Here is a 22,557-nt window from a genome sequence, read left to right as displayed (position 1 = left end):
CGTCAAGTCTTCGCAGCGGCGATGCTCTCCCGCAGGATAAGCCTGCTGCGGATGACGGTACGCAGCGGTGCCGGGTTTTGCGCCCGGCCAATGGTGTCGAGCAGGAGTTCCACCGCCGCGCGGCCCATCTCTTCCACCGGCTGCTCGATCGTCGAGAGTGGCGGCGCGGAGAATTCGCAGACCGGGGAGCCGTCGAAGGAGACGACCGACAGATCATCGGGAATGCGCAAGCCTGCACGCTTGATGCGGCTGATGAATGAAATGGCCATGTCATCGCTGGTGGCGATAACCGCCGTTGGTTTTTCGGCTAGCTTCGTGAAATCGTCCGCCGCCTGAACGCCGATGTCGAAGCCGTGTTGATAATCGAGGCGACCGCCCGAGCGACGCACTGCCTGCTGTGGCAGGCCCGCTGCATCGAGCGCCTCGAGCACGCCGCCATAGCGCTCGACATCGTGATAATTGCCTTCAGGGCCTGCAAGATAGAGGAACCGCCGATGCCCCAGCCGGACCAACTCGGCCGTGACGTCGCGCACAGCCTCGCGATCGTTGGTAACGACGCTCTGCAGGCCCGCATCGCTCATGTCAAGCAGCATGGACACGATCGGCAGGCCGGAATTTGCCAGCGAACGCCCGTCGACCTCCGGAAGCTTCGACGACAGGATGATGGCGCCGCGCACGCTGCCGCCGAAGGCGAGATCGAGAATGTGCCGCTCGGAGGCCTCGTCGCGATCAAGGTTGGCGATCATCAGGTTATAGCCGCCCTGGATCAGCGTCTTGTTGATGCTCTGCAGGACCTGAGGAATGATCTGGGAGACGCCATAATAAAGCGATCCCGGCAGGATGATCATGATGATGTTGGATTTTCCGACCCTCAGGCCGCGTGCCATTGCGTTCGGCGTGTAGCCGAGTTGCCTGGCGGCCGCATTGATCTTGGCACGGGTCTTCTCGTTGACCCGTCCGGGATTGGCAAGCGCCCGGCTGACCGTCGATATTGCGACACCGGCGAGCCGCGCGACATCAGCCATCAAAGCGCCAGCCGGCTCTTCTCCCGCCACGTCCTTGTTTTTATTCACCTTTAATTCTGTCCTCCCGGATGCTTCGATTTGCAATTCTAAGGCAGGTGACGGTTTATAGCAAACGTTTGCCAAAAATCGCTTGCTTAAAAAACCAGCGTGGCTATCATCTGGGCATGGCAAACGATTGCCGTCTCTTAATGCTTTGAAAATGCACGACGTATTGAATGCGGAGCCGCTGTTTCGCATACAGATAGGATCGTGCCTTGAGAATGGATTGTTATGGCCACTGACGACAGACTACTCTTCGGTGTCGATCTCGTGACGTTCTTTCATCCCGGCTTCTGGGGCGTCGGCAGCCATGATGCGATTGCCGACCATGCGCGCGCCGCGCCGCGCGCCTTCTGGGACAAAATCCTCGACAGCGTCCAGGCTTCCGGCGTCACCGGTGTCGAGTTGACCTTCTCTCCCTTCAACTGGCAGGACGCGATCCAGACCTACGGTTCGATCGATGGCTTTGCCGCCGAACTGGCAAGGCGCGGGCTGACGCTTTGCAGCGGCTTCTTCGCAGAGCTCGAGGCAGCGGGAGACTTTACCAACCCTGAAGCCCAGCGCGCTTTGATCGACAAGGCGGAACGATATGCCGATTTCCTGAAGGCCTGCGGCAGCGATATCATGGTGATCGGCGCCCCCCTGCGCCAGACGCTCGGCGCCCAGCCGGTGCAGTTCCATGACTTCGACCATGCCAAGGCAATCGCGGATTTCCTCAACCGGCTCGGCGCGACCCTCCATGCCAGAGGCGTCCGGCTCGCGATGCACACGGAGGCGCACTCGGTCTTTGCCGCCGCGCGCGACGTCGACCTGATGATGTTGCTGACCGATCCGGCCTATGTGCATATGTGCCCCGACACGGCCCACATCATCGTTGCCGGCTCCGACCCCGTCCAGCTCGTCGACCGCCATCATGAGCGCATGATCATCGCCCATTGGAAGGACGCGATCGGCCCGATGCCTGCCGACACCCCGATCGACAAGCACATCCACGAACGCCACCAGCCCTATTTCTGCGGCTTCGGCCTCGGACGGGTCGACTGGCCGGCCTGGATCCGGCTGCTGCGCGACCGGGCCTATGAAGGCTGGGCGATCCTTGAACTCGATGCCGCGCCGGATCCGGTCCGCGACATCGCTAACGGGCTCACGCTCGTCCGGCAGGCACTCCTGCCGATCTACCGCTGATATCATTCCGAAGACGACAAACGCCCCGCCAAGAGGGCATTTTCAAGAGGTGGAACATATGAAGACCATGATGAAGTTTTTTCTTGCCGGTGTGGCTTTCGCCGGTCTCTTCGCCGCGGCGCATGCCGAGGACAAGCCGACGATCGAGATCATGTCGTCCTGGACATCGGGCGGCGAAGCCGCAGCCCTCAACGTCATCAAGACGGAGTTCGAAAAGCGCGGCGGCGTCTGGAAGGATTCCTCGATCGCCGGTTTCGGCGCGGCCGACGCGGCTTTTCAGAACCGTATCGTTGCCGGTGATGCGCCCGGCGCCAAGCAGGGCGTCATCGGCCTTGCCGCCGCCGATTTCGTCAGCCAGGGCCTGTTCAATTCGATCGACGACGTGGCCGCCGCCGGCAAGTGGGCCGACGCCCTGCCGAAATCGATCCATGACCTCATTTCCTATGACGACAAGGTCTATCTCGCGCCGACCGGCGCGCATGGCGAAAGCTGGGTCTTCTATTCCAAGGAGGCCTTCGACAAGGCTGGGATTGCGCAGGAACCGAAGAGCTGGGACGAGTTTTTCGCCGATCTCGACAAGCTGAAGGCCGCCGGCATCATCCCGGTCGCCTGGGGCGGCCAGCCCTGGCAGCAGACGAAGGTCTTCAACATGATCCTGCTTTCGCAGGTCGGCATCGACGGCTTCCTCAAGATCTATGTCGATAAGGACAAGAGCGAAGCGTCTGTCGCCGGCATCAAGAAGACGCTTGAAATCCTCGGCAAGCTGCGCGGCTATGTCGATGCGGGTGCTGCGGGCCGCAACTGGAATGATGCGACCGCCATGCTGATCACCGCCAAGGCCGGCGTGCAGTTCATGGGCGACTGGGCCAAGGGCGAATTCACCGTCGCCGGCAAGGAACCGGGCAAGGATTATGGCTGCATGATCGCTCCTGAATCCAAGGGCATGGTCTACATCGCCGACGCCCTCTGGTTCCCCAAGACCGGCAATGGCCAGACCGACAAGGCGCAGAAGCTTCTTGCCGAGGTCGTGATGGACCCGACCGTCCAGGTCGAATTCGCCCTTAAGAAGGGCTCGGTCCCGATGCGCGCCGATGTCGATAAGTCGAAGCTTGATGCCTGCGCCCAGAAGGGTGCGGAGCTGATGGCTGCCGGCGCGATCGTACCGGATCAGGCGATCGTGCTCACGCCGCAGCAGGTCGGCGCGCTCGACGATTTCGTCGACGAATATTGGAGCGGCGGCTCGAACGACGCGGCGGCTGCGGCCGAGAACTTTTTCGCCACCTTCGAGTAGGATCGTGCCCGTGGCGTCGGATTGATCCCGACGCCACTACTGGCCGGCCGCCGCGCTCGCGGGGCGGCGCGTGTTCCGCTTTCCACCGTCAATGAGCTGGCCGATGCCCGTCAAACGCAAGCGCAATCTTTCCGCGACCATCGCCCTCTTGCCGACATGGTTCGCCGCGGTCGTGGTCTTCATCGGCACGATGGCCTGGTCGATCCGGCTGTCCTTTACCAATTCCACGCTCTTTCCATCTTCGACCTATGTCGGCTTCGCGCAATATTCCAAGCTCTTCGCCTCGGCCAAATGGCTCGCCTCGCTGCAAAACGTCTTGATCTTCGGCGTACTCTATGTGTCGGGCTGTCTGGTGCTCGGCTTCCTGCTGGCCGCCGCCCTCGATCGCAAGATCCGCTTGGAAAGCGCCTTCAGGACGATCTTTCTCTATCCCTACGCCATGTCCTTCGTGGTGACCGGGCTGATCTGGCAATGGATGCTCAATCCGACGCTCGGCATTCAGGCGAGCATGCGTTCGCTCGGCTGGGAAGGCTTCGTCCTCGACTGGGTAGTCAATCGGGACATGGCGATCTATGCGCTGGTGCTTGCCGGCGTATGGCAGGGCGCCGGGCTCGTCATGGTGATTGCGCTCGCCGGCATACGCGGCATCGAGGCCGAGCAATGGAAAGCGGCGCGCATTGACGGCATTCCCGTCTGGCGCATCTATGTCTCAATCATCCTGCCCCAGCTCGGACCGGCGCTTGCCGCTGCCGGCATGCTGCTCGCCATGGGTGTGATCAAGACCTACGACATCGTCGTCGCCATGACCAACGGCGGCCCCGGCAATGCCACCGAAGTGCCGGCGAAATTCATCATGGATAATCTGTTCGGGCGCCAGAATCTCGGCCTTGCCACAGCAGGCGCGACGGTGCTGGTCCTTGGCGTCATCATCGCCGTCGCGCCGTTCCGCTACGCGATGCACATGCGCAACCAGGCAAAGGGTGGGGCGTGATGAACCAGCCTCACCCGAATGGGCCGAAGCCGGCACGGATCACCGCGGGACGCATCGGCCTTTATACCTTCCTGGTCGCCGCCGCCCTTTTCTTCCTGCTGCCGCTCTATACGATGGTCGTCACTTCGCTGAAGTCGATGGACGAAATCCGACTCGGGCAGATATTTGCCCTGCCCGCCACGCTCGATTTCTCCGCCTGGGTGACAGCCTGGTCGGGCGCCTGCATGGGAACTGTCTGCGTCGGCATTCGCAGCGGCTTCTGGAATTCGGTGGCGATCACCGTTCCCGCCGTCGCGATCTCGGTCTTCATCGGCGCCGTCAACGGCTATGCGTTGTCGCTCTGGCGGCCGCGCGGGGCGAATGCGCTCTTTGGCCTGTTAATGGCCGGTGGTCTCATCCCCTATCAGATCTTCCTCTATCCGATGGTCCGGGGCATGGCGAATATCGGCCTCTACAATTCACTCGCCGGCATCATTCTCGTCCACGTCATCTTCGGTCTGCCGCTGGTGACGCTGCTCTTCCGCAACTATTTCGTCAGCGTGCCGGAGGAGCTCTGCAAGGCCGCGCGCGTCGACGGCGCCGGTTTCTGGCGCATCTTCTTCGAAATCATGCTGCCGATCGCCGTGCCGATGGTCGTCGTCGTCTCCATGCTGCAGTTCACCGGCATCTGGAACGACTTCCTGCTCGGTCTCGTCTTCGCCGGCCGCGACAACCTGCCGATGACCGTGCAGCTCAACAATATCGTCAATACCACGATGGGCGAGCGCACCTACAATGTGAACATGGCGGCGACGATTCTCACCGCCATCGTCCCTCTCGCCATCTATTTTCTGTCCGGCCGCTGGTTCGTGCGCGGCATCGCCGCCGGCGCAGTCAAGGGGTAACGCTTCCATGCAATCCGCTGTCTTCGTCAAGGACCTGAAGATCGCCTATGGCCACCACACGGTGATCGAGAAGATGTCGATCGACGTCGCGCCCCGCGAGTTCCTGGTGCTGCTCGGCCCTTCCGGCTGCGGCAAGTCGACGCTTTTGAACGCCATTGCCGGCCTGGAGGACATTACGGCGGGCGAGGTGTGGATCTCAGGCAGGAACGTCAGCTGGGAGGAGCCGAAGGATCGCGGCATCGGCATGGTCTTCCAGTCCTACGCGCTCTATCCCCGCATGTCGGTGCGCAAAAACCTCTCCTTCGGGCTTCGCGTCGCTGGTCTGCCGAAGGCCGAGATCGAAGCGCGCGTCGCCCGCACCGCCGCCCTCCTCCACCTCGATATGCTGCTCGATCGACGCCCCGCCGAACTATCCGGCGGTCAGCGCCAGCGCGTCGCCATCGGCCGGGCCCTGGTGCGGGAAGTGGACGTGTTCCTCTTCGACGAACCGCTGTCGAATCTCGACGCCAAGCTCCGCAACGAATTGCGCGTCGAGATCAAAAAGCTGCATCAGAGCCTCGGCAATACCATGATCTATGTGACTCATGATCAGGTCGAAGCGCTGACGCTCGCCGATCGCATCGCCATCATGCGCGATGGCGTCATCCAGCAGCTCGCCTCGCCGGCGGAGATCTACCGCCGCCCGGCCAACCTCTTCGTCGCCGGCTTCATCGGTGCTCCGGCCATGAATTTCATCGAGGGCCGGATCGAACGCGACGGCGACACTCTGCTCTTCCGGAGCAACGGGCTGGCCGTCGATCTCTCGGGATATGCTTTCCGGGCCGCGGTGGCGGAAGGGCCTGTTACATTAGGAATTCGCCCTGAGCATCTTGTGCTCGACGGGGTGGTAAGCGGGCTGCCCACCATTCCTGGCCACGTTTCCGTCGTCGAGCCGATGGGATCGGATACCGTCGTCTGGTTCGACTGGACGGAGCAGAGCCTCTCGCTTCGTCTTATGGGCGACGTCGACGTCAAGCCGGGCGATGCCGTGGCTCCGGGCCTGGATATCGCCAAGGCGTCGCTCTTCGCTGCCGATGGATCGCGGCTATGACGCGCCATCCCTGCGCTTTCCCGCAATTCCGGACGCGTCTCACGCTGCTTTGAGGAATTGCCCCAGGACAGGATTTGAAAGAGACATGTCTGAGATCGTTTATGATGCGCTGGTGATCGGCTCCGGCGCGGCGGGTTCCTTTGCCGTCAAAGAGCTGACGGCCCATGGACTGTCGGTGCTGCTGCTCGAGGCTGGGCCGGCCGTCGGCCCCAGAGATTTCGATCCGGCGCGCAAGAAGGCGCCGGCAAGCAGCATCAATATCTGGGAGCGCGCACGCGCCACACTGAAGGGGCAGCCGATCCAGGCGCGGGCGGCGTTCTTTACTGAACGCTTCAGCCACTTCTTCGTCAACGATCGCAAGAACCCCTATACGACGCCGAAGGGTGAACCCTTTCTCTGGATCCGCGGCCGCCAGGGCGGCGGGCGTCTGCACAGTTTCGGCCGCGTGCTGCTGCGCTGGACCGACGATGATTTCAAGATCCGCTCGCGCAGCGGAAAGGGCGTGGACTGGCCGGTCTCCTATGACGAGCTTGCGCCCTTCTATGACGAAGTGGAGGCCTATCTCGGGCTGTACGGCAACAGGGACGATGTGCCGACCTTGCCGGACGGCCTCTATGCGAAACCGGCAAGCCTGACGCCCGCAGAACAGATCTTCAAGCAGGCAGTGGAAAGCCGCTGGCCGGAACGGCGCGTCGTCTCCTGGCGCTATATCGCGCCGGACGCCGAACGCATGCCGCGACCGCTGCGGGAGGCAAAGGCGAGCGGGCGGCTGACAGTCCGCTATGACGCCATCGTGCGTCGCATCACCACCCACGAAAAGACCGGCCGCGCCACCGGTGCGGAATTCATCGATCGCAATACGGGCAAGGTTTCGACGGCGCGTGCCGCGACGGTCGTGCTCTCCGCCTCGCCGATCGAGAGCGTGCGGCTGCTGCTGAACTCGGCATCGGCAAGACATCCTGATGGACTCGGAAACAGCTCGGGCGGGCTCGGGCGTTATTTCATGGACCAGCTTCCATGCCTCGCCTTCGGCTCTTTTTCCAAGGCGAAGGGTTGGGCCGTTGACGATTCCGCTCCTGTCGATCCTTTCTACAATCCGTCGGGTGGGATCTTCATCCCGCGCTTCGGCGAGGGTGACGCCGCCCGCGGCGATTTCGACTATCAGGGCAGCGTCGGCAGGGCGCCGGTTTCAGAGGAGACCGATGCGCGTCTCGCCTTCTTCGGCTTCGGCCGCATGCTGCCCTATGCCGACAATCGCATCACCCTCGATGGCAAGCGAAAGGATGCCTGGAACATTCCGGTGCCGCACATTCGCTGCGTCATGCAGGAGGAGGAGCAGCGGCTGCTTCGCCGGCAGCAGGAGGCGTTGATCGCCATGATCCGGGAGGTCGGCGGCGACCTGGAATTCATCGGCTCTCCCAGCGGCCTCAAGGAGATGGGCAGGGGCGCCTTTCCCGACGCCGATGCCTTCAGCCGCTTCATGTTTCGCAAATGGTTCCGCAAGACCATGTGCATGGGCGCGGCAATCCATGAAACTGGCGGCGCGCGCATGGGCGAAAGCCCGGAAGCCTCGGTGCTCAATCCCTACAACCAGCTCTGGGATGCCCCGAACGTCATCGTTACCGACGCCAGCGCCTTCCCGGGCAGCGGTATCGCGGGCACGACGCTCACCGTCATGGCGCTGACGATCCGCGCCTGCCGCAACCTTGTCGACCACTATCGAACGGGGCTGCTCTAGTCCCGCCTCCATCTCGTCGTGAGCGGCGTCGAAGAAGTTCGCCGGCATGTGGAGTGGCGAAAGAGGCGAACAAGTGAACGAGCTTTGGGTTATCCAACCGTCACACTAACTTTGCAGTGACATGCTCCTGTCAACTGAGCAGGAAGGGAAAGCCCATGTCTAGAACACATCAGGACCAGCTCAGCCGGATAAAGGCCGAAATCGCCGACAGCTTCGATGAGGAGCTGGAAATGCAGATGGAGGAAGACCGGCTGGACGATCTGGTCGTCGAAGGAATGACGGAACCCGCGGAGCAGACGCTCGATCGAAAGATCTATTTCCGCGAGCTGTTCCGGCTGCAGCATGAGCTGGTGCGGCTGCAGGATTGGGTCCAGTACAAGCAATTGAAAGTGGTGGTGCTTTTCGAAGGCCGGGATTCGGCCGGCAAGGGCGGCGCGATCAAGCGCGTGACCCAAAGGCTCAACCCGCGCGTCTGCCGCACCGTGGCACTGCCTGCGCCGACCGAACGGGAGCGCCATCAATGGTATTTCCAGCGTTATGTCCCGCATCTTCCCACCGCCGGCGAGATCGTGCTCTTCGACCGCAGCTGGTACAACCGCGCCGGCGTCGAGCGCGTGATGGGGTTCTGCACCCCTGACGAACTCGAGGAGTTCTTCCGCTCGGTGCCCGAATTCGAACGGATGCTCGTCCGTTCCGGCATCGTGCTGATCAAATACTGGTTCTCGATCACCGACGAGGAACAGGAATTCCGCTTCAAGATGCGCATCCACGATCCGCTGAAGCAGTGGAAGCTTTCGCCCATGGACATGGAAAGCCGCATCCACTGGGAGGAATATACCAAGGCCAAGGAAGAAATGCTGGCGCGCACACACACCAGGGAAGCGCCCTGGTGGGTGGTGCAGGCCGTCGACAAGAAACGGGCGCGGCTGAACTGCATCGCCCATCTTCTCGAGCAGATTCCCTATGAGGATGTGCCGAAGCCTGAGATCCAGCTGCCGGGCCGTATCCGTCATGCCGACTACATCAGGGCGCCGGTTCCGCCTGAAATGCTCGTACCGGAGCGCTATTGAAAGCATAGCTGCAACAAGTCGGCTGCCGAAGCGTTGAAGCCGAGACCGCATGGTCACTGCCACCGTGCGGTCAACGTGTGTTTCCCAACGGCTGCATCGTGAAGTATAAAGACTGAGCGTCCTTCGGCCGATAATACGGAGATGACAGGAGGTTGATCATGACGGGCTTTTGGAGATTAATCGTTCAGGAGGTTGTGCTCTCGGCGATTCTGGCCGCCGGCACTGTTATCGGCCTTCCCAAGCTTGCCGATCCGAACGCCAGTGCCAATTATCCTTTGGCAATCGTCGTTTTTCTGGCGATGTCAGGGGCCTTGGTGGCTTATGAGCTTCTGACACGGAAGCCATCCTGATGCTCTCGTTTACCGGCCGGTTGGCGCAGCCAACAAGGTGCTGCCGACCGACAGATTGCGCCGGCAGGTCCGGCAAGCTCGCTGCGCCGCGCGAGAACACGGCGCAACGATTGCGCCGCCGGCAGCTGTCAGGCCGCGATGTCAGCCATATGATTCAGTTCCTCAACGGCATCATCCGGTAGCACCAATCCGGCAGCAGCGAGATTTTCCCTGAGATGGCCGAGCGACGACGTGCCCGGGATCAGCAGGATATTGGGTGCGCGGCGCAACAGCCAGGCGAGCGCCACCTGCATCGGCGTGGCGCCGAGGCGTGCGGCGACATTGGAGAGCGTGGACGATTGCAGCGGCGTAAATCCGCCGAGCGGGAAGAAGGGTACATAGGCGGTGCCTTGACGGGCGAGATCGTCGATCAGCCGGTCGTCGTTCCGATGCGCCAGATTGTACTGGTTTTGCACACAGACGATCTCGGCGATCCCGCGGCCTTCGGCGACCTGTTTTGATGTGGCGTTGCTTAAGCCCACATGACGGATCAGACCCTGCCGCTGGAGATCGGCCAGAACCGCAAGGGGTGCTTCTATCGAGCCTTCGGCCGGGCGATGCAGGTCAAATGCGATCCGGAGATTGACGACATCAAGCGCATCAAGGCCGAGGTTGCGAAGATTGTCGTGAACCGCCTGCGTCAGTTCCTGGCGCGAGAAGGCCGGAATCCAGGATCCGTCCGTGCCGCGCCGCGCGCCGACCTTGGTGACGATGACGAGATCGTCGCCGTAGGGATGGAGCGCTTCACGGATGATCTGATTGGTGACGTGCGGGCCGTAGAAATCGCTGGTGTCGATATGGTTCACACCGCTTGCGACCGCCTCGCGCAGCACTGCCAGGGCGGTGTCATGATCCCTGGGCGGACCGAACACGCCAGGCCCTGCAAGCTGCATGGCGCCATAGCCAAGTCGCCTCACCGTGCGGTCGCCGATAGTGAATGTGTCGGACTGATTTATGATGGACATGATCTCGCTCCTTTCAAGAGATGAGGCCACACTTACTCCTTGGCGGTGCGTATGATAATCGAGTACAATGCGCACAGGCTGTGCGGAGTGGCGAACAGTGAAAGCAGACCTGAGTGACCTCAACGCCTTCGTCGCAGTGGCGCGGGCGGGTGGTTTTCGCGAGGCAGCGCGCGCCAGTGGCAGCAGCGCCTCCTTCTTGAGCGAAGCGGTGCGTCGCCTGGAGGCCGATCTTGACGTCAGGCTCTTCAATCGCACGACCCGTAGCGTCGTTGCGACCGATGCCGGCAAGGGTCTGCTGGAGCGGCTCGGCCCTGCATTGACGGAGGTGGAGGCCGCGCTCGACGTGGTCAACCGTTTTCGCGACAGGCCGGCTGGTTCGCTGCGCCTCAATGTGCCGGTCAGCGCTGCACGGCTGGTGCTGCCCGCCATCGTCCCGCCATTCCTAGCCGCCTACCCCGACATTCGCCTGGAGATCGTCGCCGAGGAGAGCTTTGTCGACGTGCTCGCTGCCGGGTGTGACGCCGGCATCCGTTATGACGAGCGGCTGGAGCAGGATATGATCGCGATTCCGATCGGTCCGCGCTACCAGCGCTTTGCCACTGCGGCGTCGCCTGCTTATCTCGACCGCCACGGGCGGCCGCAACATCCGAGGGAACTTCTCGGCCATGCCTGCTTGCTGGGCCGTTTTGCCAGTGGTGCGCTGACGACCCCATGGGAATATGAGCGGGACGGTGAAGTCGTGCGGGTCGAACCGACCGGCCCATTGATCGTCAGGGTCGGTGGGGCGACCGATCTTTCCGTCGACGCGGCGATCGCGGGCACAGGAATCATCTGCATTTTCGAAGACTGGCTGCGCCCGCATTTCGACAGCGGCGTCCTCGAGCCCATCCTCGAGCCGTGGTGGCAGCGCTTTTCAGGACCGTTTCTCTATTATCCCGGTCGGCGTCTGGTGCCTGCGCCGCTCAGGGCATTCATCGACTTCGTCAAGGCATCGGCCGGCCGGGCTTGATGTCCGTCGGCGACCGGCATGCCTTCGGCCTTCGCGCCTATGTGTCGGAGCGTGACCTCGGCATTGTCGCCCATATCCGGTTTGCTGTTGGTGACCGCTGCGGCCGCCATTTTAATATAGCTGATGATGGTGCCGGGGCTGTCCCAATATTCAGCCGAAGACGGGGTAACCTTGAGGATGCGGACGGAGGGATCGTCGGGATTGTCCCACCATGCTTTTGCCGGCGTTGCCCATAATTCACGGATCTTTTCGCGGTCGTTCTGCACCTCGGCCGTCCCCGATATGGAAACATATTTCTGTGCCTTGGTGTCAGCAAAGGCCAGGCAGACATTCGGCCAGCGGGCGACCTCGTCGTCCTTGTGACTGGCTAGATCAGTCAGAAAATAGACTGCATTTTCGAGTTGCGCGCTATAGACAGACATTGGTCGGGCGCGCAGATCGTCGCCGTTGCGGGTGGTCAACATGCAGAACCCTATTCTGTCGATCAACTCCCACACCCGTGTCGCGTCATCCTGCTCGGCCATCGTCATCTCCATTGTGGGAAAGACGGATTAACCATTGGCTTGAGCCAATGTTCCCGCTGTTTATGCGGCCAACTCCCGGAAGGTGATCGAGTAACGCAGTCGGTCGACAGGCGGGATGGAATGCTCCCAGAGCGTTCTTGAGGCGCCGGCCATGAGATAGGCGGAGCCGGGTTCAAGCACGAGCGATCGTCGCTGCCACTTGTCGCCGTTCCGGCGCCTCAGCCTGAAGGTGCAGGACGAAAGCAGGGAGATGCCGACGACGCGGCCGAACACGGCTTTATCCTTATGCCAGCCGATCGGCGCGCCAGGCGCGTATTCCGTCACGAGAGCATGTTCCAGCGCCTCCGGCGCGATATTCGCGAAGCATGCGGCGATCTCGCGAATGGGGAGCAGCCATGAGGGTATTTCCCCTGCTTTTCTCATGCGCTGACTGTCGAAGTCGTATTTCCAGCCGAAGGAGACCGTCCTGCGCTTGCCTTCGAACCCGTGGAAGTCGAAGGCTTTGAACGGCAGGGCCGGTATCGCTTCGAGAGCTGAGCGCTGCAGATCGACGGGCACAATATCCCGGATATATCGGAAACCCTGGGGAAACCGTCGTCGGCCACACCAAAGAGATCCTTCTGCGCCATCATGGTCACCGCTCGCTCCTCAATGCACGCTCGGGGTTTCCATGACCATCGCGAAATCTTCTGCGACCAATTCGCTGACCGCTATGAGGATTTCCTCCCGTGAAAAGCCCGATGTCAGTGCGTGCTGGATCAACTCCTGTAAATCCGGCTCCACGACATCGCGACAATCCTCGAGGCGTTCCTCCGAAATGGTGAGGCTATTCAATTCGTCCATTGTCTATCCTTTCGGCAAATGTAACCGCTGAGGCCGGGGGCAGGATTCTAACGCGCGGCCGTCCGCTTGCGCCCGACCAACAGCCCTTCGCGCTGCATCTTCTTGCGTGCAGCCTTTCGCTGCCGGCTGATCGCTTGCGCTTTTTCCCGGAGGCGGCGTTCCGACGGTTTCTCATAGGCGCGCCGTTCCTTCATTTCGGGAAACAGCCCTTCGCGCTGCATTTTCTTCTTCAAGGCCCTGAGGGCCTGATCGACATTGTTGTCTCTGACGAGTACCTGCATGTCGGATTCTCCTTGTTGGATGAGTGTCGATCGTCTTTCAGCCGAACTGCGCGGCGATCGGCGTCTACATTCGCTGCGGCTAAAGAGGCTGAAATGCCTGGCCTACGGCCGCAATCGCAGTCGCTGTGTTTCGTCGCTCAAAAAGAAATCCCCTGCCGGCCGCGGCCGGATTTATCGTTTGTTGCTGGGATTGCCCATAGCGCGCGCGATGACGCCCACCGCCGATCCTTTACGTTCTTTGACGAGTCGGCACTGCTTGAGTGACCGATGGGATCGGGTTCGGCTCTAAAAATAGGTGGCGGCGATGGGGATTGCAATGGTGTGCGGGCACCATAAAGCAGCACCAGAAAAACGCCGCCGTAACCTAGTCGCCCCAGAAGTTCCTTCAAGTTTACCGCGTGTAAATTGTTCTAAATTGCTTCAAATTTGATTGAAGCGGCGTACGTAATGGTCGTTTTATGAAGCGACGACACACGTTATAGGTGAATTTTAACCTTTCGTTAAATAACCCGTTGACTTGAAGTATTAATAAGTTGTTAAAGAAGCCGCTCTCAAGAGGTCAAATTGGCCCGTTAATATACAATTTTAGGAGAAACTAATGGCTTCGCCGATTCACGCAACTGATGATAGTGCAACATTTCAAGAAACTGACGTAATTTCCGGAAATCTGCTTTCCAACGATTCGTCCGACAACGGACACTTGTTCCTGCGCGCCTTCGACGGCGCCAGCGTTGGCGCCAAGAGCGGCTTGAGCCAGATCACCGAAATTCACGGTGAGTACGGCACGTTCTTCGTCAAGCCGGATGGCAGCTATACCTATGTTCTGAGCGATGCCGCCAAGATCGGCTTCACCAACGGTGAAACGCTGACCGAGCGGGTCACCTACAAGATTTCCGACGGCAGCGGTCATACAGATGTTGGCGTGTTCTCCCTGAACATACAGGGCGTTACCCAGGTAAAGCCGATCGCTGTTGACGATACCTACAGCTTCACCGAAGGCAGCGTCATCGGCGGCAACGTTCTCGACAACGACATTGCCGGCGACAACGGCAAGCTGTTTCTCCGTCAGTTCCTGAGCACGAAGGTGGACTCCAAGGCAGATGCCGTAACTGACGTTCAGGGCACCTACGGCATGTTCCACGTCAAGGCCGACGGCTCGTTCACCTATGATCTGACGAGCGATCTGAACGATGGGCAGACCTACACGGAAGTTCTCCGCTATTACAAGATCTCCGACGGGGAAGGCCACACGGACACTGCCCTGGTGACGCTCAACATCCTCGGCACGGACGCTCATCCCGACGGCGTTGGTGTTTGATCCGCAGCAGTAGATCAGTGAGACAAGATGCCCGCCGCGCAATCGGCGGGCTTTTTTATATGCGCCGTTCCTCAATGATTGGCAGACATAACCCTTTTTAGCTAGTTCTTATAAAAGATCGGCAGGCGTAGTCTCGATGTTCGGAGGACACGCCCTTGACCGAACACATCGAACCCAAGCAAATCGAAACGGACGATCTGACGAAAGTCTGGTCCGTAACCGAGTTCTGCGCTCGCCATCGGATAGATGTCGAGGAGCAAGCGTTGTTGCTCAAACTCTTCGGACCATTCGCGACAGCCTGCGAGTTGCTCCATAATGCCAGGCGTGCGCCTCGATACCGATGAGGTCCTCGCTCGCCGACCGGCGATATTCCCCGCTTCCTTAATCGATCTCGACTTGCCATCCCGGGAACCGGCAGAAGCACCACCTGATCGGGTGGCCTTCGTTGTCGTGCTTCCGAGGGATTGGTGAATTCCCATCCGCCGTCACGCCCGCTGTGAGCTGGAGCGCCCCTCCATGACCTCCCGGATCGGACAATCTCCTGAATTGCTCCTCACTCTCTGCACAAAATCTGCAATCCGGCGCGGCATCTTCCCGCCATGAGCAAAAATGATATCCCGCCGCGCCTCACATCGCCCACCTTGCCGGATCGCCTCCGCGAGGACGGGTGGTGGCTGATCGAGGTTCCTATCGAGGCAAGGTCGGGAAATAGGCTCGTCGTGATCGAAAAACGGCATTTGCGAGAGGAGCACCAATGGACGCAGCCGAGATCCTGACACCACCGATGCGCATCAGGCGCGGCAGCGGCCGGGTCGCCGCTCTGCTTGCGCTGGTGGCGCTTGCCGACTTTCTGATTTTTGGCCACACCCCCGGGATCAATCTTTTCCTCTTTGCTGTTGCGGTCTGCGTCGGCATTCAGTTCTCGGCGCGCAAGCCGCCATCGCCTTCGACGGCGGCTCTTCTCGTGAGCTTTCTGGTCCTGGCTGCGGCTCCCCTGCTGGAAGCGACCTCACTCACGGGCCTTGCCTTTTGCCTCGGCGCGCTGATGTTGGTTGCTCTTATCAGCGCCAAGCTCATGCCTCGCCGGCCAACCGCGCTGCCTCTGGTATTTTGCCGTTTCGCACTTGTCATTCCGTTGCGACTTGTCGGGGATATCAGGAAATATCTTGCGACACCGGGTAAACATCTATCCCTAACCGGCGTTCAGCAGAGCATTGCCCTCTGGATCATGCCTCTCGTTCTCGCCGCGGTCTTCGTGTCTCTCTTTGCGGCTGCGAACCCGCTTATCGAGATCGCGTTGCGGAGCATCGATTTCGGCATTCTGCTGCAGTTCCTCGACCCTTGGCGGATCGGCTTCTGGTTGATGACCGCCATCGTGGTTTGGGCGATGCTGCGGCCGCGTTTGAAGCGGCGTGATGCGCGGTCGCAGGCCGGCAGGGCGTTCATGATCGTGCCCTCCAAAAATGCGCCGCTCGGCCACGCCTCGCTGCTGCGGTCGCTCGCCCTGTTCAATGCCGTCTTTGCCGTGCAGACACTCCTTGATCTCGTCTATCTCTGGGGCGGCGCGGATCTGCCGGATCACATGAGTCATGCTGAATATGCACATCGCGGCGCCTATCCCCTGATTGCGACCGCGCTTCTGGCCGCCGGCTTCGTCCTCGTTGCCATGCGGCGCGGCGGCCCCGGCGATTACAGTCCGCTCATCCGTGGCCTCGTCCACGCCTGGATCGCCCAGAACGTCCTTCTCTGCCTGTCGTCGATGCTGCGGCTCGGGCTTTACGTCGAGGCCTATTCGCTGACCGAACTGCGTGTCGCCGCCGGTCTCTGGATGGGGCTCGTCGCCAACGGCCTTGTGCTGATCCTGCTGCGCATTCTGCTCAATCGATCCAACCAGTGGCTGATCGCCGCCAACCTCGCCTCTCTCGTGACGGTCCTCTACATCAGCGCCTTCATTGATTTCCCGGCGTTCATCGCCCGCTTCAACGTCAAGCATAGCCAGGAGATCAGCCAGGAAGGCGCGCCGCTCGACCTTGCCTATCTCTCCTCGCTTGGCCCCTCCGTCATTCCGGCGCTCGATCTTTATCTCAGCATGCTGCCGGAACACCTGATCGACCGGAGGAGCGAAGCGGTGACAGTTCGGTACTACCTCGCCAGGAATTTCGGAATGCGCCGGAGTGACTGGCGGAACTGGACCTTCCGGGCGGCGCGGCTGGAGAGCTATCTTCTGGCCCCTGCAGCCATTGCAAGATAGGACGAGAACGATAACAACAGGCACGACAACCAGTACAGGACCGGTGATGGCGCCCCGCATTCTCGTCGTCGATGACGAGCCTCATATCCGCGATGTGATTTGCTTTGCTCTCGATCGTGCCGACTTGGCATCGATGGCGGTCCGCAACGGCACCGAGGCGATGGCGGCTTTCCGCCGCGGCAACATCGATCTGATCATTCTCGACATCGGTATGCCCGGTATGGACGGTCTGGAAGTCTGCCGTCAGATCCGCACGACGTCAGGATTGCCGATCCTGTTTCTGTCGGCGCGCGACGAGGAGATTGACAGGATATTGGGGCTCGAAATCGGCGGGGACGACTATGTGACGAAGCCTTTCAGCCCGCGTGAACTCGTGGCGCGGGTGAAGGCGATCCTGAAGCGCAGTGGCAGTGAAGCGGGGCCTGACAGGCGCCACGCCACGCTCGTCGCCGGCGAGCTCAGCCTGGATCGCGCCGGCAGGACCGTTATGTTCGGCAAGTGCGCTGTTGCGATGACGGCGCTCGAATTCGCCATCCTGGACGCATTGCTGTCACGGCCCGGTATGGTCTTCAGCCGCGAGCAATTGATGGAGGCGGCCTACGGCGCCGGCACCTATGTCGCCGATCGCACGATCGACAGCCATATCCGCAATATCAGGGCCAAATTCGCTGCCGCCGGCGGCTCCGGGGTCATCGCAACGGTTCACGGCATCGGCTTCAAGCTCGGCGGTGAAATCGGGAGGAAGGCGTGATGCCGGCGCCGAAGGTCAGGGTGAAATGGCGGCCGCCGCTGGCGCTGATCGTCTACGCGGTGCTTCTCACGGTGATGGCGCTGCCTGTCCTGATCGTCATCTGGTTTCGCGCCACCGAGGCGAGCGCGAACCGGATGGAGCCGGTGGAGATCATCGCCCTCGTCGTCGTCCTCGTGCTGACGCTCGCCGTCGCCTATGTGCTGACGCGCACCATCACCGGTCCCATCGACGCCCTGATCGCCCGGACGGATGAGATCGCCCGCGGCGGCAAGGCAGCAATCCGTCCGCTTGAAAGCTATGGAACGCGGGAGATCGCCGTGTTGTCGCAGAGTTTCCTCGATCTCGCGGGAAAACTGGTCGACCGCACCGAATATGTCCGCTCCTTTGCCGCACATGTGTCCCACGAATTGAAATCGCCGCTGACGGCCATTCGGGGCGCGGCGGAGCTTCTGCGCGATGATGATGCCGACAGGGCAATGACGAAGGCGCAACGCCTGCACTTTCTGGACAACATCGCCGCCGACGCTGTCCGTCTCGACGCATTGCTGCAGCGGCTGAGGGAACTTGCGCAGGCGGAAATGCCGATGACCGGGGGCGGAAGCAGCATTGCAAGCGTCATGGCCCTACTGCGCCAGCGATTTCCCGCTCTTGATATCTCAGGGACAGGCGATACGGAAGCATTGATTGCGCTTCCCGACGAGGCGGCCATCATCGTCTTCGCCAACCTTGCCGCCAACGCCCTTCAGCACGGCGCCGCGCTGCTTGAATTCACAGTGTCGGCCGACGCGCGAACGGCCCTCATTCTCGTCCGTGACGACGGCGGCGGTATTTCCGAGGCAAACCGCGACCACATCTTTCAGCCGTTCTTCTCGACCCGCCGCGAAGAGGGCGGCACCGGCATGGGGCTCGGCATCGTCCATGCCATGCTCAGCTCCCACGGCGGCACGATTCACCTTCGGCAGACGACCGGCGCCGGCGCTGAATTCGAGATTGCGATACCCTTGCTTTCCCAGCGCGGCTGAGGAGACCGCGCCGTCAGCTTTTCAGATAGCTGACGACGGCATCGGCGATCATTCCGCGATGGCGTTCGATGGTGTCACCGTCCGAGAGGTTGCGCCGGAAGATCGTGCCGAACGTATAACGGTTCGAGACGCGGAAGAAGCAGAAGGCGCTGATCATCATATGGATGTCGATCGGGTCGGCCTTCCGCCGGAAAACACCCTGGTCGAAGCCGCGCTGCAAAATGCCGGCAATGGTTTCGATGACCGAGACGTTGAGATCGCGGATCGCCTCGGAGCGAAGCATATGGGCGGCATGATGGATGTTCTCGATGCTGACGAGACGGACGAAATCGGGATTAGCCTCGTCGTGATCGAAGGTCGTTGAAATCAGCGTCCGCAACGCCTCTTCCGGCTCGAGATTGGACAGATGCAGATCGGATTCCAGCGAGCGTATCTTGCGGTAGGACTGCTCGAGGACGGCAAGATAGAGCCCTTCCTTGCTGCCGAAATAATAATAGATCATCCGCTTCGAGGTGCGCGTCTTCTCGGCGATCGCGTCGACGCGGGCGCCGGCAAGCCCATGGGTCGAGAATTCCTCGGTTGCGACGAGGAGGATATCTTCCTTCGTCTGCTGTGGATCGTTCTTTCGGCCGTTTTCGCCCCGTTCCGCCATGAGCCTGATTGCCGATCCTCTAACTTATTGTCGTGCATAAGGAATTCAGACTGTGGGCGGCGTTCAAGGCGAACGTCTCCATCTGTCTTTCCGTCAGTCTTATTCACCTTGACCGCATGTTTCAATAGATGACGCTTGACATACGAACTAGTTAGTACATTTTAGAGGCGCGACAATGGAGGAATTGATCGCGACGGCAATTGTTCGGTCACGGCACGCTTTCGCATGTCTGACGGATTGTCGGCGGACGGCCTGAACAAGGCCGGGCTTGGAGGAGCGAATGACCCGTATTATCGACTTTTATTTCTTCGCACTGAAAGCGACGATCGCCCTGTTGCTGGCGGGCATGGTCGTCCTCGTCTTCGGGAACGTCGTATTACGTTATGCCTTCAACCAAGGCATCACCTCGTCGGAAGAGTTGTCGCGCATCTTCTTCATATGGCTGACTTTCCTCGGCGCGGTGGTGGCAATGCGCGAGCATGCCCATCTCGGCGTCGACTCCCTCATCATCCGCCTCCCGAAACCCCTCGCCAAGCTCGCCGTGCTCCTCGGCTATGGAATGATGCTGGTCGCCACCTGGCTGATGATCAGCGGCAGCTGGGCCCAGACGCAGATCAACCTTCACGTCTCGGCACCGGCGACGGGCATTTCGATGGGCGTCTTCTACGGCGCGGGGCTCGCCTTTGGCGTGCCGGCCTTTTTCATCCTTCTCTGGGACGCTTTTGCCATCGTGACCGACCGCATTGACGTGACGACCGCTGAGCTCGTGCGCGACAGCGAGGAACAGGCGACACTCGAGGATCCCGCGCAGGCGGCCTTCCCCGTTCTGAAGCCGAAACACTGAGGAGCGCGTCATGACCGTCACGATCTTCCTCGGCGCCCTTCTCGGCCCCATGGCGCTCGGCGTTCCGATCGCCTTTGCCCTCATCATCACAGGCGTGGCGCTGATGATGTATCTCGGCATGTTCGATGCGCAGATCGTCGCGCAGAACGTGCTGAACGGCGCCGACAGCTTTCCGCTGATGGCCGTGCCTTTCTTCCTTCTCGCCGGCGAGGTGATGAACACAGGCGGCCTTTCGCGCCGCATCGTCAATCTCGCCATGGCCATGGTCGGCCATATCAGGGGCGGCCTTGGCTTTGTCGCCATCTTCGCGGCCTGTGTGCTGTCGAGCCTTTCCGGATCGGCCGTCGCCGATGCGGCCGCGCTTGGCGCCCTGCTCTTCCCGATGATGCTGAAATCGGGCCATGATCCGGCTCGCGCCGGCGGCCTGCTCGCTTCCGCCTCGATCATCGGCCCGATCATCCCGCCCTCGATCGGCTTCATCCTTTATGGCGTCATCGGCGGGGTCTCGATCACCAAGCTGTTCCTGGCCGGCATTTTTCCGGGCCTGATGATCGGCGCGGCCCTTTGCGTCACCTGGCTGATCGTGGCGCGCAAGGAGCAGTTCGCCCTTCCGCCGAAGCAAAGCAGCGCGGTGCGGATGAAGGCATTCGCCGAGAGCATCTGGGCGCTGACGCTTCCCCTGATCATCATCTTCGGCCTGAAATTCGGCGTGTTCACGCCGACCGAAGCCGGCGTCGTCGCGGCTGTCTATTCGCTCTTCGTATCGATGGTCGTCTATCGGGAACTGCCGCCGTCGCGGCTGTTCGAGGTCTTCGTCGCGGCCGCGAAAATCACCTCGGTGGTGATGTTTCTGGTGGCCTGCGCCGCCGTTTCGGCCTGGCTGATCACCGTCGCCGACGTGCCTGGCGAACTCGCCGCTCTCGTCGAACCGCTCATGGATAATCAGACACTGCTGCTGCTTGCCATCATGGTGCTGATCGTCGTGGTCGGTACCGCCATGGACATGACGCCGACGATCCTGGTCATGACGCCGGTGTTGATGCCCATCATCAAGCAGGCGGGAATCGATCCTGTCTATTTCGGCGTGCTGTTCATCATCAATAATTCGATCGGGCTGATAACGCCACCGGTCGGTACAGTGCTCAACGTCATCTGCGGCGTGTCGAAGCTTTCGATGGAGGATCTGATGAAGGGCGTCATTCCCTTCATGATCGCCGAACTGATCGTTCTCTTTCTGCTCGTCCTTTTTCCCACACTGGTGACCGCGCCGGTCGCCTGGTTCGGGCACTGACTTCGCTTGCGGCGATGGAATTTCAACATGGCCGGAGGGAGATGCCGGCTTCATCCTGGGAGGAAAACATGCTGACTAGATTGACGAAACTGGCTCTGGGGCTGGCCCTGCCGATTGCCCTCCTGGCGAGCAGCCCTGCCATGGCCGAAATCCGCGAACACAGCATCAAATTCGCGGCTGCCAACAACAAGGGCCATCCCCAGGTCATGGGCATGGAGAAGTTCGCCGAACTGGTGAAGGAAAAGAGCGGCGGCAAGATCGAGGTCAAGCTGTTTCCGGGCGGCGTGCTCGGCGGCGACGTCCAGACCGTATCGGCGCTGCAGGGCGGCGTGATCGAGATGACGGTGCTCAACGCCGGTATTCTCGCCAGCAACGTCAAGCAGTTCGGCGCTGTCGACCTGCCCTTCCTCTTCAACAGCGGCGAAGAGGCCGACAAGGTGATGGACGGCGCCTTCGGCACTGACCTGATGAAGCTCCTGCCCGACACCGGCCTCGTCGGTCTCGGTTATTGGGAGCTCGGCTTCCGCAACCTCACCAACAACCGTCATCCCGTCACCAAGCTCGAGGATATCAAGGGCCTGAAGATCCGCACGATCCAGTCGCCGATCCCGATCGAACTCTTCAACAGCCTCGGGGCCAATGCCGTGCCGCTGCCCTACACGGAACTCTATACCGCGCTTGAGACCGGCACCGTCGACGGCCAGGAGAACCCAGCCGCCAACATCATAAACGCCAAGTTCTTCGAAGTGCAGAAGTACATGACGATTACCCGTCACCAGTACAATCCGCAGATCGTGCTCATCAGCAAGAAGTTCTGGGACGGCCTGAACGATGAGGAAAAGGCGGTCTTCCAGTCCGCCGCGACGGAAGCCCGCGACTATCAGCGCAAGGTGTCCAGGGAAAAGGATGCCAACGCGATCGCGGAAATCAAGAAGACCGGCATGGAAGTCGCCGAACTCAGCCCCGAAGAGATGCAGAAGCTGCGCGACGCCGTCAAGCCGCTGATCGACAAGTTCACGGCTGAGATCGGCGCGGAGACCGTCACGCAGCTCTTCAAGGAACTCGACACGGTTCGCGGCAAGTAAGCGGAACCGGGCCCGCAGC

Annotated in this window: 22 protein-coding genes and 2 pseudogenes; 17 read left to right on the top strand and 7 right to left on the bottom strand. The window is 60.9% G+C overall.

Annotation, left to right across the window (positions count from 1 at the left end; all coding sequences use genetic code 11):
• Positions 1-2 precede the first annotated feature (2 nt).
• Positions 3-1,073, bottom strand: coding sequence for a LacI family DNA-binding transcriptional regulator (locus HJC00_RS18985; protein ID WP_221164501.1), 1,071 nt, complete (start codon positions 1,071-1,073; stop codon positions 3-5).
• A 222-nt stretch (positions 1,074-1,295) separates the two neighbouring features.
• On the opposite strand from HJC00_RS18985, the gene HJC00_RS18980 reads away from it, so the two are divergent.
• From HJC00_RS18980 to HJC00_RS18945, 8 genes are all read left to right on the top strand, one after another.
• Positions 1,296-2,249, top strand: coding sequence for a sugar phosphate isomerase/epimerase (locus HJC00_RS18980; RefSeq protein ID WP_221147247.1), 954 nt, complete (start codon positions 1,296-1,298; stop codon positions 2,247-2,249).
• A 58-nt stretch (positions 2,250-2,307) separates the two neighbouring features.
• Entirely contained in the window at positions 2,308-3,540 is a 1,233-nt protein-coding gene (locus tag HJC00_RS18975) for an ABC transporter substrate-binding protein (protein WP_221164475.1), read from the top strand.
• Positions 3,541-3,643: 103 nt separating this feature from the next.
• Positions 3,644-4,531: a carbohydrate ABC transporter permease gene (locus tag HJC00_RS18970; protein WP_210633486.1), complete on the top strand. Its 888-nt coding sequence runs from the start codon at positions 3,644-3,646 to the stop codon at positions 4,529-4,531.
• Positions 4,531-5,415, top strand: coding sequence for a carbohydrate ABC transporter permease (locus HJC00_RS18965; RefSeq protein ID WP_210633487.1), 885 nt, complete (start codon positions 4,531-4,533; stop codon positions 5,413-5,415). The genes HJC00_RS18970 and HJC00_RS18965 overlap by 1 nt, the downstream gene beginning before the upstream one ends.
• Before the next feature lie 7 nt (positions 5,416-5,422).
• Complete coding sequence (locus HJC00_RS18960) at positions 5,423-6,505, top strand: ABC transporter ATP-binding protein (RefSeq protein ID WP_221164474.1); 1,083 nt, start codon at positions 5,423-5,425, stop codon at positions 6,503-6,505.
• 85 nt (positions 6,506-6,590) lie between these two features.
• The gene (locus HJC00_RS18955) at positions 6,591-8,243 is read left to right on the top strand and encodes a GMC oxidoreductase (protein WP_210633489.1); all 1,653 of its coding nucleotides are present in this window, start codon (positions 6,591-6,593) and stop codon (positions 8,241-8,243) included.
• Between the two features lie 155 nt (positions 8,244-8,398).
• Entirely contained in the window at positions 8,399-9,313 is a 915-nt protein-coding gene (ppk2, locus tag HJC00_RS18950) for a polyphosphate kinase 2 (protein WP_210633490.1), read from the top strand.
• Positions 9,314-9,471: 158 nt separating this feature from the next.
• Entirely contained in the window at positions 9,472-9,663 is a 192-nt protein-coding gene (locus tag HJC00_RS18945) for a hypothetical protein (protein WP_210633491.1), read from the top strand.
• Between the two features lie 128 nt (positions 9,664-9,791).
• On the opposite strand, the gene HJC00_RS18940 is transcribed toward HJC00_RS18945, so the two are convergent.
• Positions 9,792-10,667, bottom strand: a complete 876-nt coding sequence (locus HJC00_RS18940) for an aldo/keto reductase family oxidoreductase (RefSeq protein ID WP_221147241.1) — start codon at positions 10,665-10,667, stop codon at positions 9,792-9,794.
• Positions 10,668-10,764: 97 nt separating this feature from the next.
• On the opposite strand from HJC00_RS18940, the gene HJC00_RS18935 reads away from it, so the two are divergent.
• The gene (locus HJC00_RS18935) at positions 10,765-11,676 is read left to right on the top strand and encodes a LysR family transcriptional regulator (protein ID WP_210633493.1); all 912 of its coding nucleotides are present in this window, start codon (positions 10,765-10,767) and stop codon (positions 11,674-11,676) included.
• Positions 11,677-11,723: 47 nt separating this feature from the next.
• Here the strand turns inward: HJC00_RS18935 and HJC00_RS18930 are convergent.
• The 4 genes and pseudogenes from HJC00_RS18930 to rpsU form a co-directional block, all read right to left on the bottom strand.
• Positions 11,724-12,200, bottom strand: a pseudogene (locus HJC00_RS18930) (pyridoxamine 5'-phosphate oxidase family protein); the annotation flags it as partial.
• 60 nt (positions 12,201-12,260) lie between these two features.
• Positions 12,261-12,829: pseudogene (locus HJC00_RS18925) on the bottom strand (alpha-ketoglutarate-dependent dioxygenase AlkB).
• A gap of 19 nt (positions 12,830-12,848) precedes the next feature.
• Positions 12,849-13,043 carry a hypothetical protein gene (locus HJC00_RS18920; RefSeq protein WP_210633495.1) on the bottom strand — a complete coding sequence of 65 codons (195 nt, stop codon included), beginning with the start codon at positions 13,041-13,043 and terminating at the stop codon, positions 12,849-12,851.
• A 47-nt stretch (positions 13,044-13,090) separates the two neighbouring features.
• A complete protein-coding gene (gene rpsU / locus HJC00_RS18915; protein WP_210633496.1) occupies positions 13,091-13,324 on the bottom strand; it encodes a 30S ribosomal protein S21 in 234 nt (77 codons plus the stop codon).
• Between the two features lie 598 nt (positions 13,325-13,922).
• Between rpsU and HJC00_RS18910 the strand changes: the two genes are divergently transcribed.
• The 5 genes from HJC00_RS18910 to HJC00_RS18890 all read left to right on the top strand — a co-directional run bounded on the left by HJC00_RS18910 (position 13,923) and on the right by HJC00_RS18890 (position 18,666).
• A complete protein-coding gene (locus HJC00_RS18910; RefSeq protein WP_221147238.1) occupies positions 13,923-14,642 on the top strand; it encodes an Ig-like domain-containing protein in 720 nt (239 codons plus the stop codon).
• Positions 14,643-14,797: 155 nt separating this feature from the next.
• Entirely contained in the window at positions 14,798-14,986 is a 189-nt protein-coding gene (locus HJC00_RS18905; protein ID WP_020922905.1) for a hypothetical protein, read from the top strand.
• A 410-nt stretch (positions 14,987-15,396) separates the two neighbouring features.
• Positions 15,397-16,893, top strand: a complete 1,497-nt coding sequence (locus HJC00_RS18900) for a DUF4153 domain-containing protein (RefSeq protein WP_221164472.1) — start codon at positions 15,397-15,399, stop codon at positions 16,891-16,893.
• Positions 16,894-16,939: 46 nt separating this feature from the next.
• A complete protein-coding gene (locus tag HJC00_RS18895) occupies positions 16,940-17,644 on the top strand; it encodes a response regulator (protein WP_210633499.1) in 705 nt (234 codons plus the stop codon).
• The gene (locus HJC00_RS18890; RefSeq protein ID WP_221164471.1) at positions 17,644-18,666 is read left to right on the top strand and encodes a sensor histidine kinase KdpD; all 1,023 of its coding nucleotides are present in this window, start codon (positions 17,644-17,646) and stop codon (positions 18,664-18,666) included. The genes HJC00_RS18895 and HJC00_RS18890 overlap by 1 nt, the downstream gene beginning before the upstream one ends.
• 13 nt (positions 18,667-18,679) lie before the next feature.
• On the opposite strand, the gene HJC00_RS18885 is transcribed toward HJC00_RS18890, so the two are convergent.
• Positions 18,680-19,318 carry a TetR/AcrR family transcriptional regulator gene (locus tag HJC00_RS18885; protein ID WP_210633501.1) on the bottom strand — a complete coding sequence of 213 codons (639 nt, stop codon included), beginning with the start codon at positions 19,316-19,318 and terminating at the stop codon, positions 18,680-18,682.
• 280 nt (positions 19,319-19,598) lie between these two features.
• On the opposite strand from HJC00_RS18885, the gene HJC00_RS18880 reads away from it, so the two are divergent.
• The 3 genes from HJC00_RS18880 (at position 19,599) to HJC00_RS18870 (ending at position 22,538) form a co-directional block, all read left to right on the top strand.
• A complete protein-coding gene (locus HJC00_RS18880) occupies positions 19,599-20,162 on the top strand; it encodes a TRAP transporter small permease (protein ID WP_221155719.1) in 564 nt (187 codons plus the stop codon).
• Positions 20,163-20,172: 10 nt separating this feature from the next.
• The gene (locus HJC00_RS18875) at positions 20,173-21,453 is read left to right on the top strand and encodes a TRAP transporter large permease subunit (RefSeq protein ID WP_221155720.1); all 1,281 of its coding nucleotides are present in this window, start codon (positions 20,173-20,175) and stop codon (positions 21,451-21,453) included.
• Positions 21,454-21,521: 68 nt separating this feature from the next.
• Positions 21,522-22,538 (top strand): TRAP transporter substrate-binding protein, encoded by a 1,017-nt coding sequence (locus HJC00_RS18870; RefSeq protein WP_221164470.1) that lies wholly within the window; start codon positions 21,522-21,524, stop codon positions 22,536-22,538.
• Positions 22,539-22,557 lie beyond the last annotated feature (19 nt).

The sequence above is a fragment of the Rhizobium sp. NLR22b genome (assembly GCF_019685295.1).
Taxonomy (GTDB): Bacteria; Pseudomonadota; Alphaproteobacteria; order Rhizobiales; family Rhizobiaceae; genus Rhizobium.
This window is presented reverse-complemented; position numbering and strand designations above follow the sequence as displayed.

Coding starts and splice junctions, on each gene's coding strand:
- HJC00_RS18870 (WP_221164470.1), top strand. CDS start 21,522: ATGCTGACTAGATTGACGAAACTGGCTCTGGGGCTGGCCCTGCCGATT.
- HJC00_RS18880 (WP_221155719.1), top strand. CDS start 19,599: ATGACCCGTATTATCGACTTTTATTTCTTCGCACTGAAAGCGACGATC.
- HJC00_RS18945 (WP_210633491.1), top strand. CDS start 9,472: ATGACGGGCTTTTGGAGATTAATCGTTCAGGAGGTTGTGCTCTCGGCG.
- HJC00_RS18895 (WP_210633499.1), top strand. CDS start 16,940: ATGGCGCCCCGCATTCTCGTCGTCGATGACGAGCCTCATATCCGCGAT.
- HJC00_RS18955 (WP_210633489.1), top strand. CDS start 6,591: ATGTCTGAGATCGTTTATGATGCGCTGGTGATCGGCTCCGGCGCGGCG.
- HJC00_RS18965 (WP_210633487.1), top strand. CDS start 4,531: ATGAACCAGCCTCACCCGAATGGGCCGAAGCCGGCACGGATCACCGCG.
- rpsU (WP_210633496.1), bottom strand. CDS start 13,324: ATGCAGGTACTCGTCAGAGACAACAATGTCGATCAGGCCCTCAGGGCC.
- HJC00_RS18875 (WP_221155720.1), top strand. CDS start 20,173: ATGACCGTCACGATCTTCCTCGGCGCCCTTCTCGGCCCCATGGCGCTC.
- HJC00_RS18900 (WP_221164472.1), top strand. CDS start 15,397: ATGGACGCAGCCGAGATCCTGACACCACCGATGCGCATCAGGCGCGGC.
- ppk2 (WP_210633490.1), top strand. CDS start 8,399: ATGTCTAGAACACATCAGGACCAGCTCAGCCGGATAAAGGCCGAAATC.
- HJC00_RS18980 (WP_221147247.1), top strand. CDS start 1,296: ATGGCCACTGACGACAGACTACTCTTCGGTGTCGATCTCGTGACGTTC.
- HJC00_RS18920 (WP_210633495.1), bottom strand. CDS start 13,043: ATGGACGAATTGAATAGCCTCACCATTTCGGAGGAACGCCTCGAGGAT.
- HJC00_RS18960 (WP_221164474.1), top strand. CDS start 5,423: ATGCAATCCGCTGTCTTCGTCAAGGACCTGAAGATCGCCTATGGCCAC.
- HJC00_RS18975 (WP_221164475.1), top strand. CDS start 2,308: ATGAAGACCATGATGAAGTTTTTTCTTGCCGGTGTGGCTTTCGCCGGT.
- HJC00_RS18910 (WP_221147238.1), top strand. CDS start 13,923: ATGGCTTCGCCGATTCACGCAACTGATGATAGTGCAACATTTCAAGAA.
- HJC00_RS18885 (WP_210633501.1), bottom strand. CDS start 19,318: ATGGCGGAACGGGGCGAAAACGGCCGAAAGAACGATCCACAGCAGACG.
- HJC00_RS18890 (WP_221164471.1), top strand. CDS start 17,644: ATGCCGGCGCCGAAGGTCAGGGTGAAATGGCGGCCGCCGCTGGCGCTG.
- HJC00_RS18970 (WP_210633486.1), top strand. CDS start 3,644: ATGCCCGTCAAACGCAAGCGCAATCTTTCCGCGACCATCGCCCTCTTG.
- HJC00_RS18940 (WP_221147241.1), bottom strand. CDS start 10,667: ATGTCCATCATAAATCAGTCCGACACATTCACTATCGGCGACCGCACG.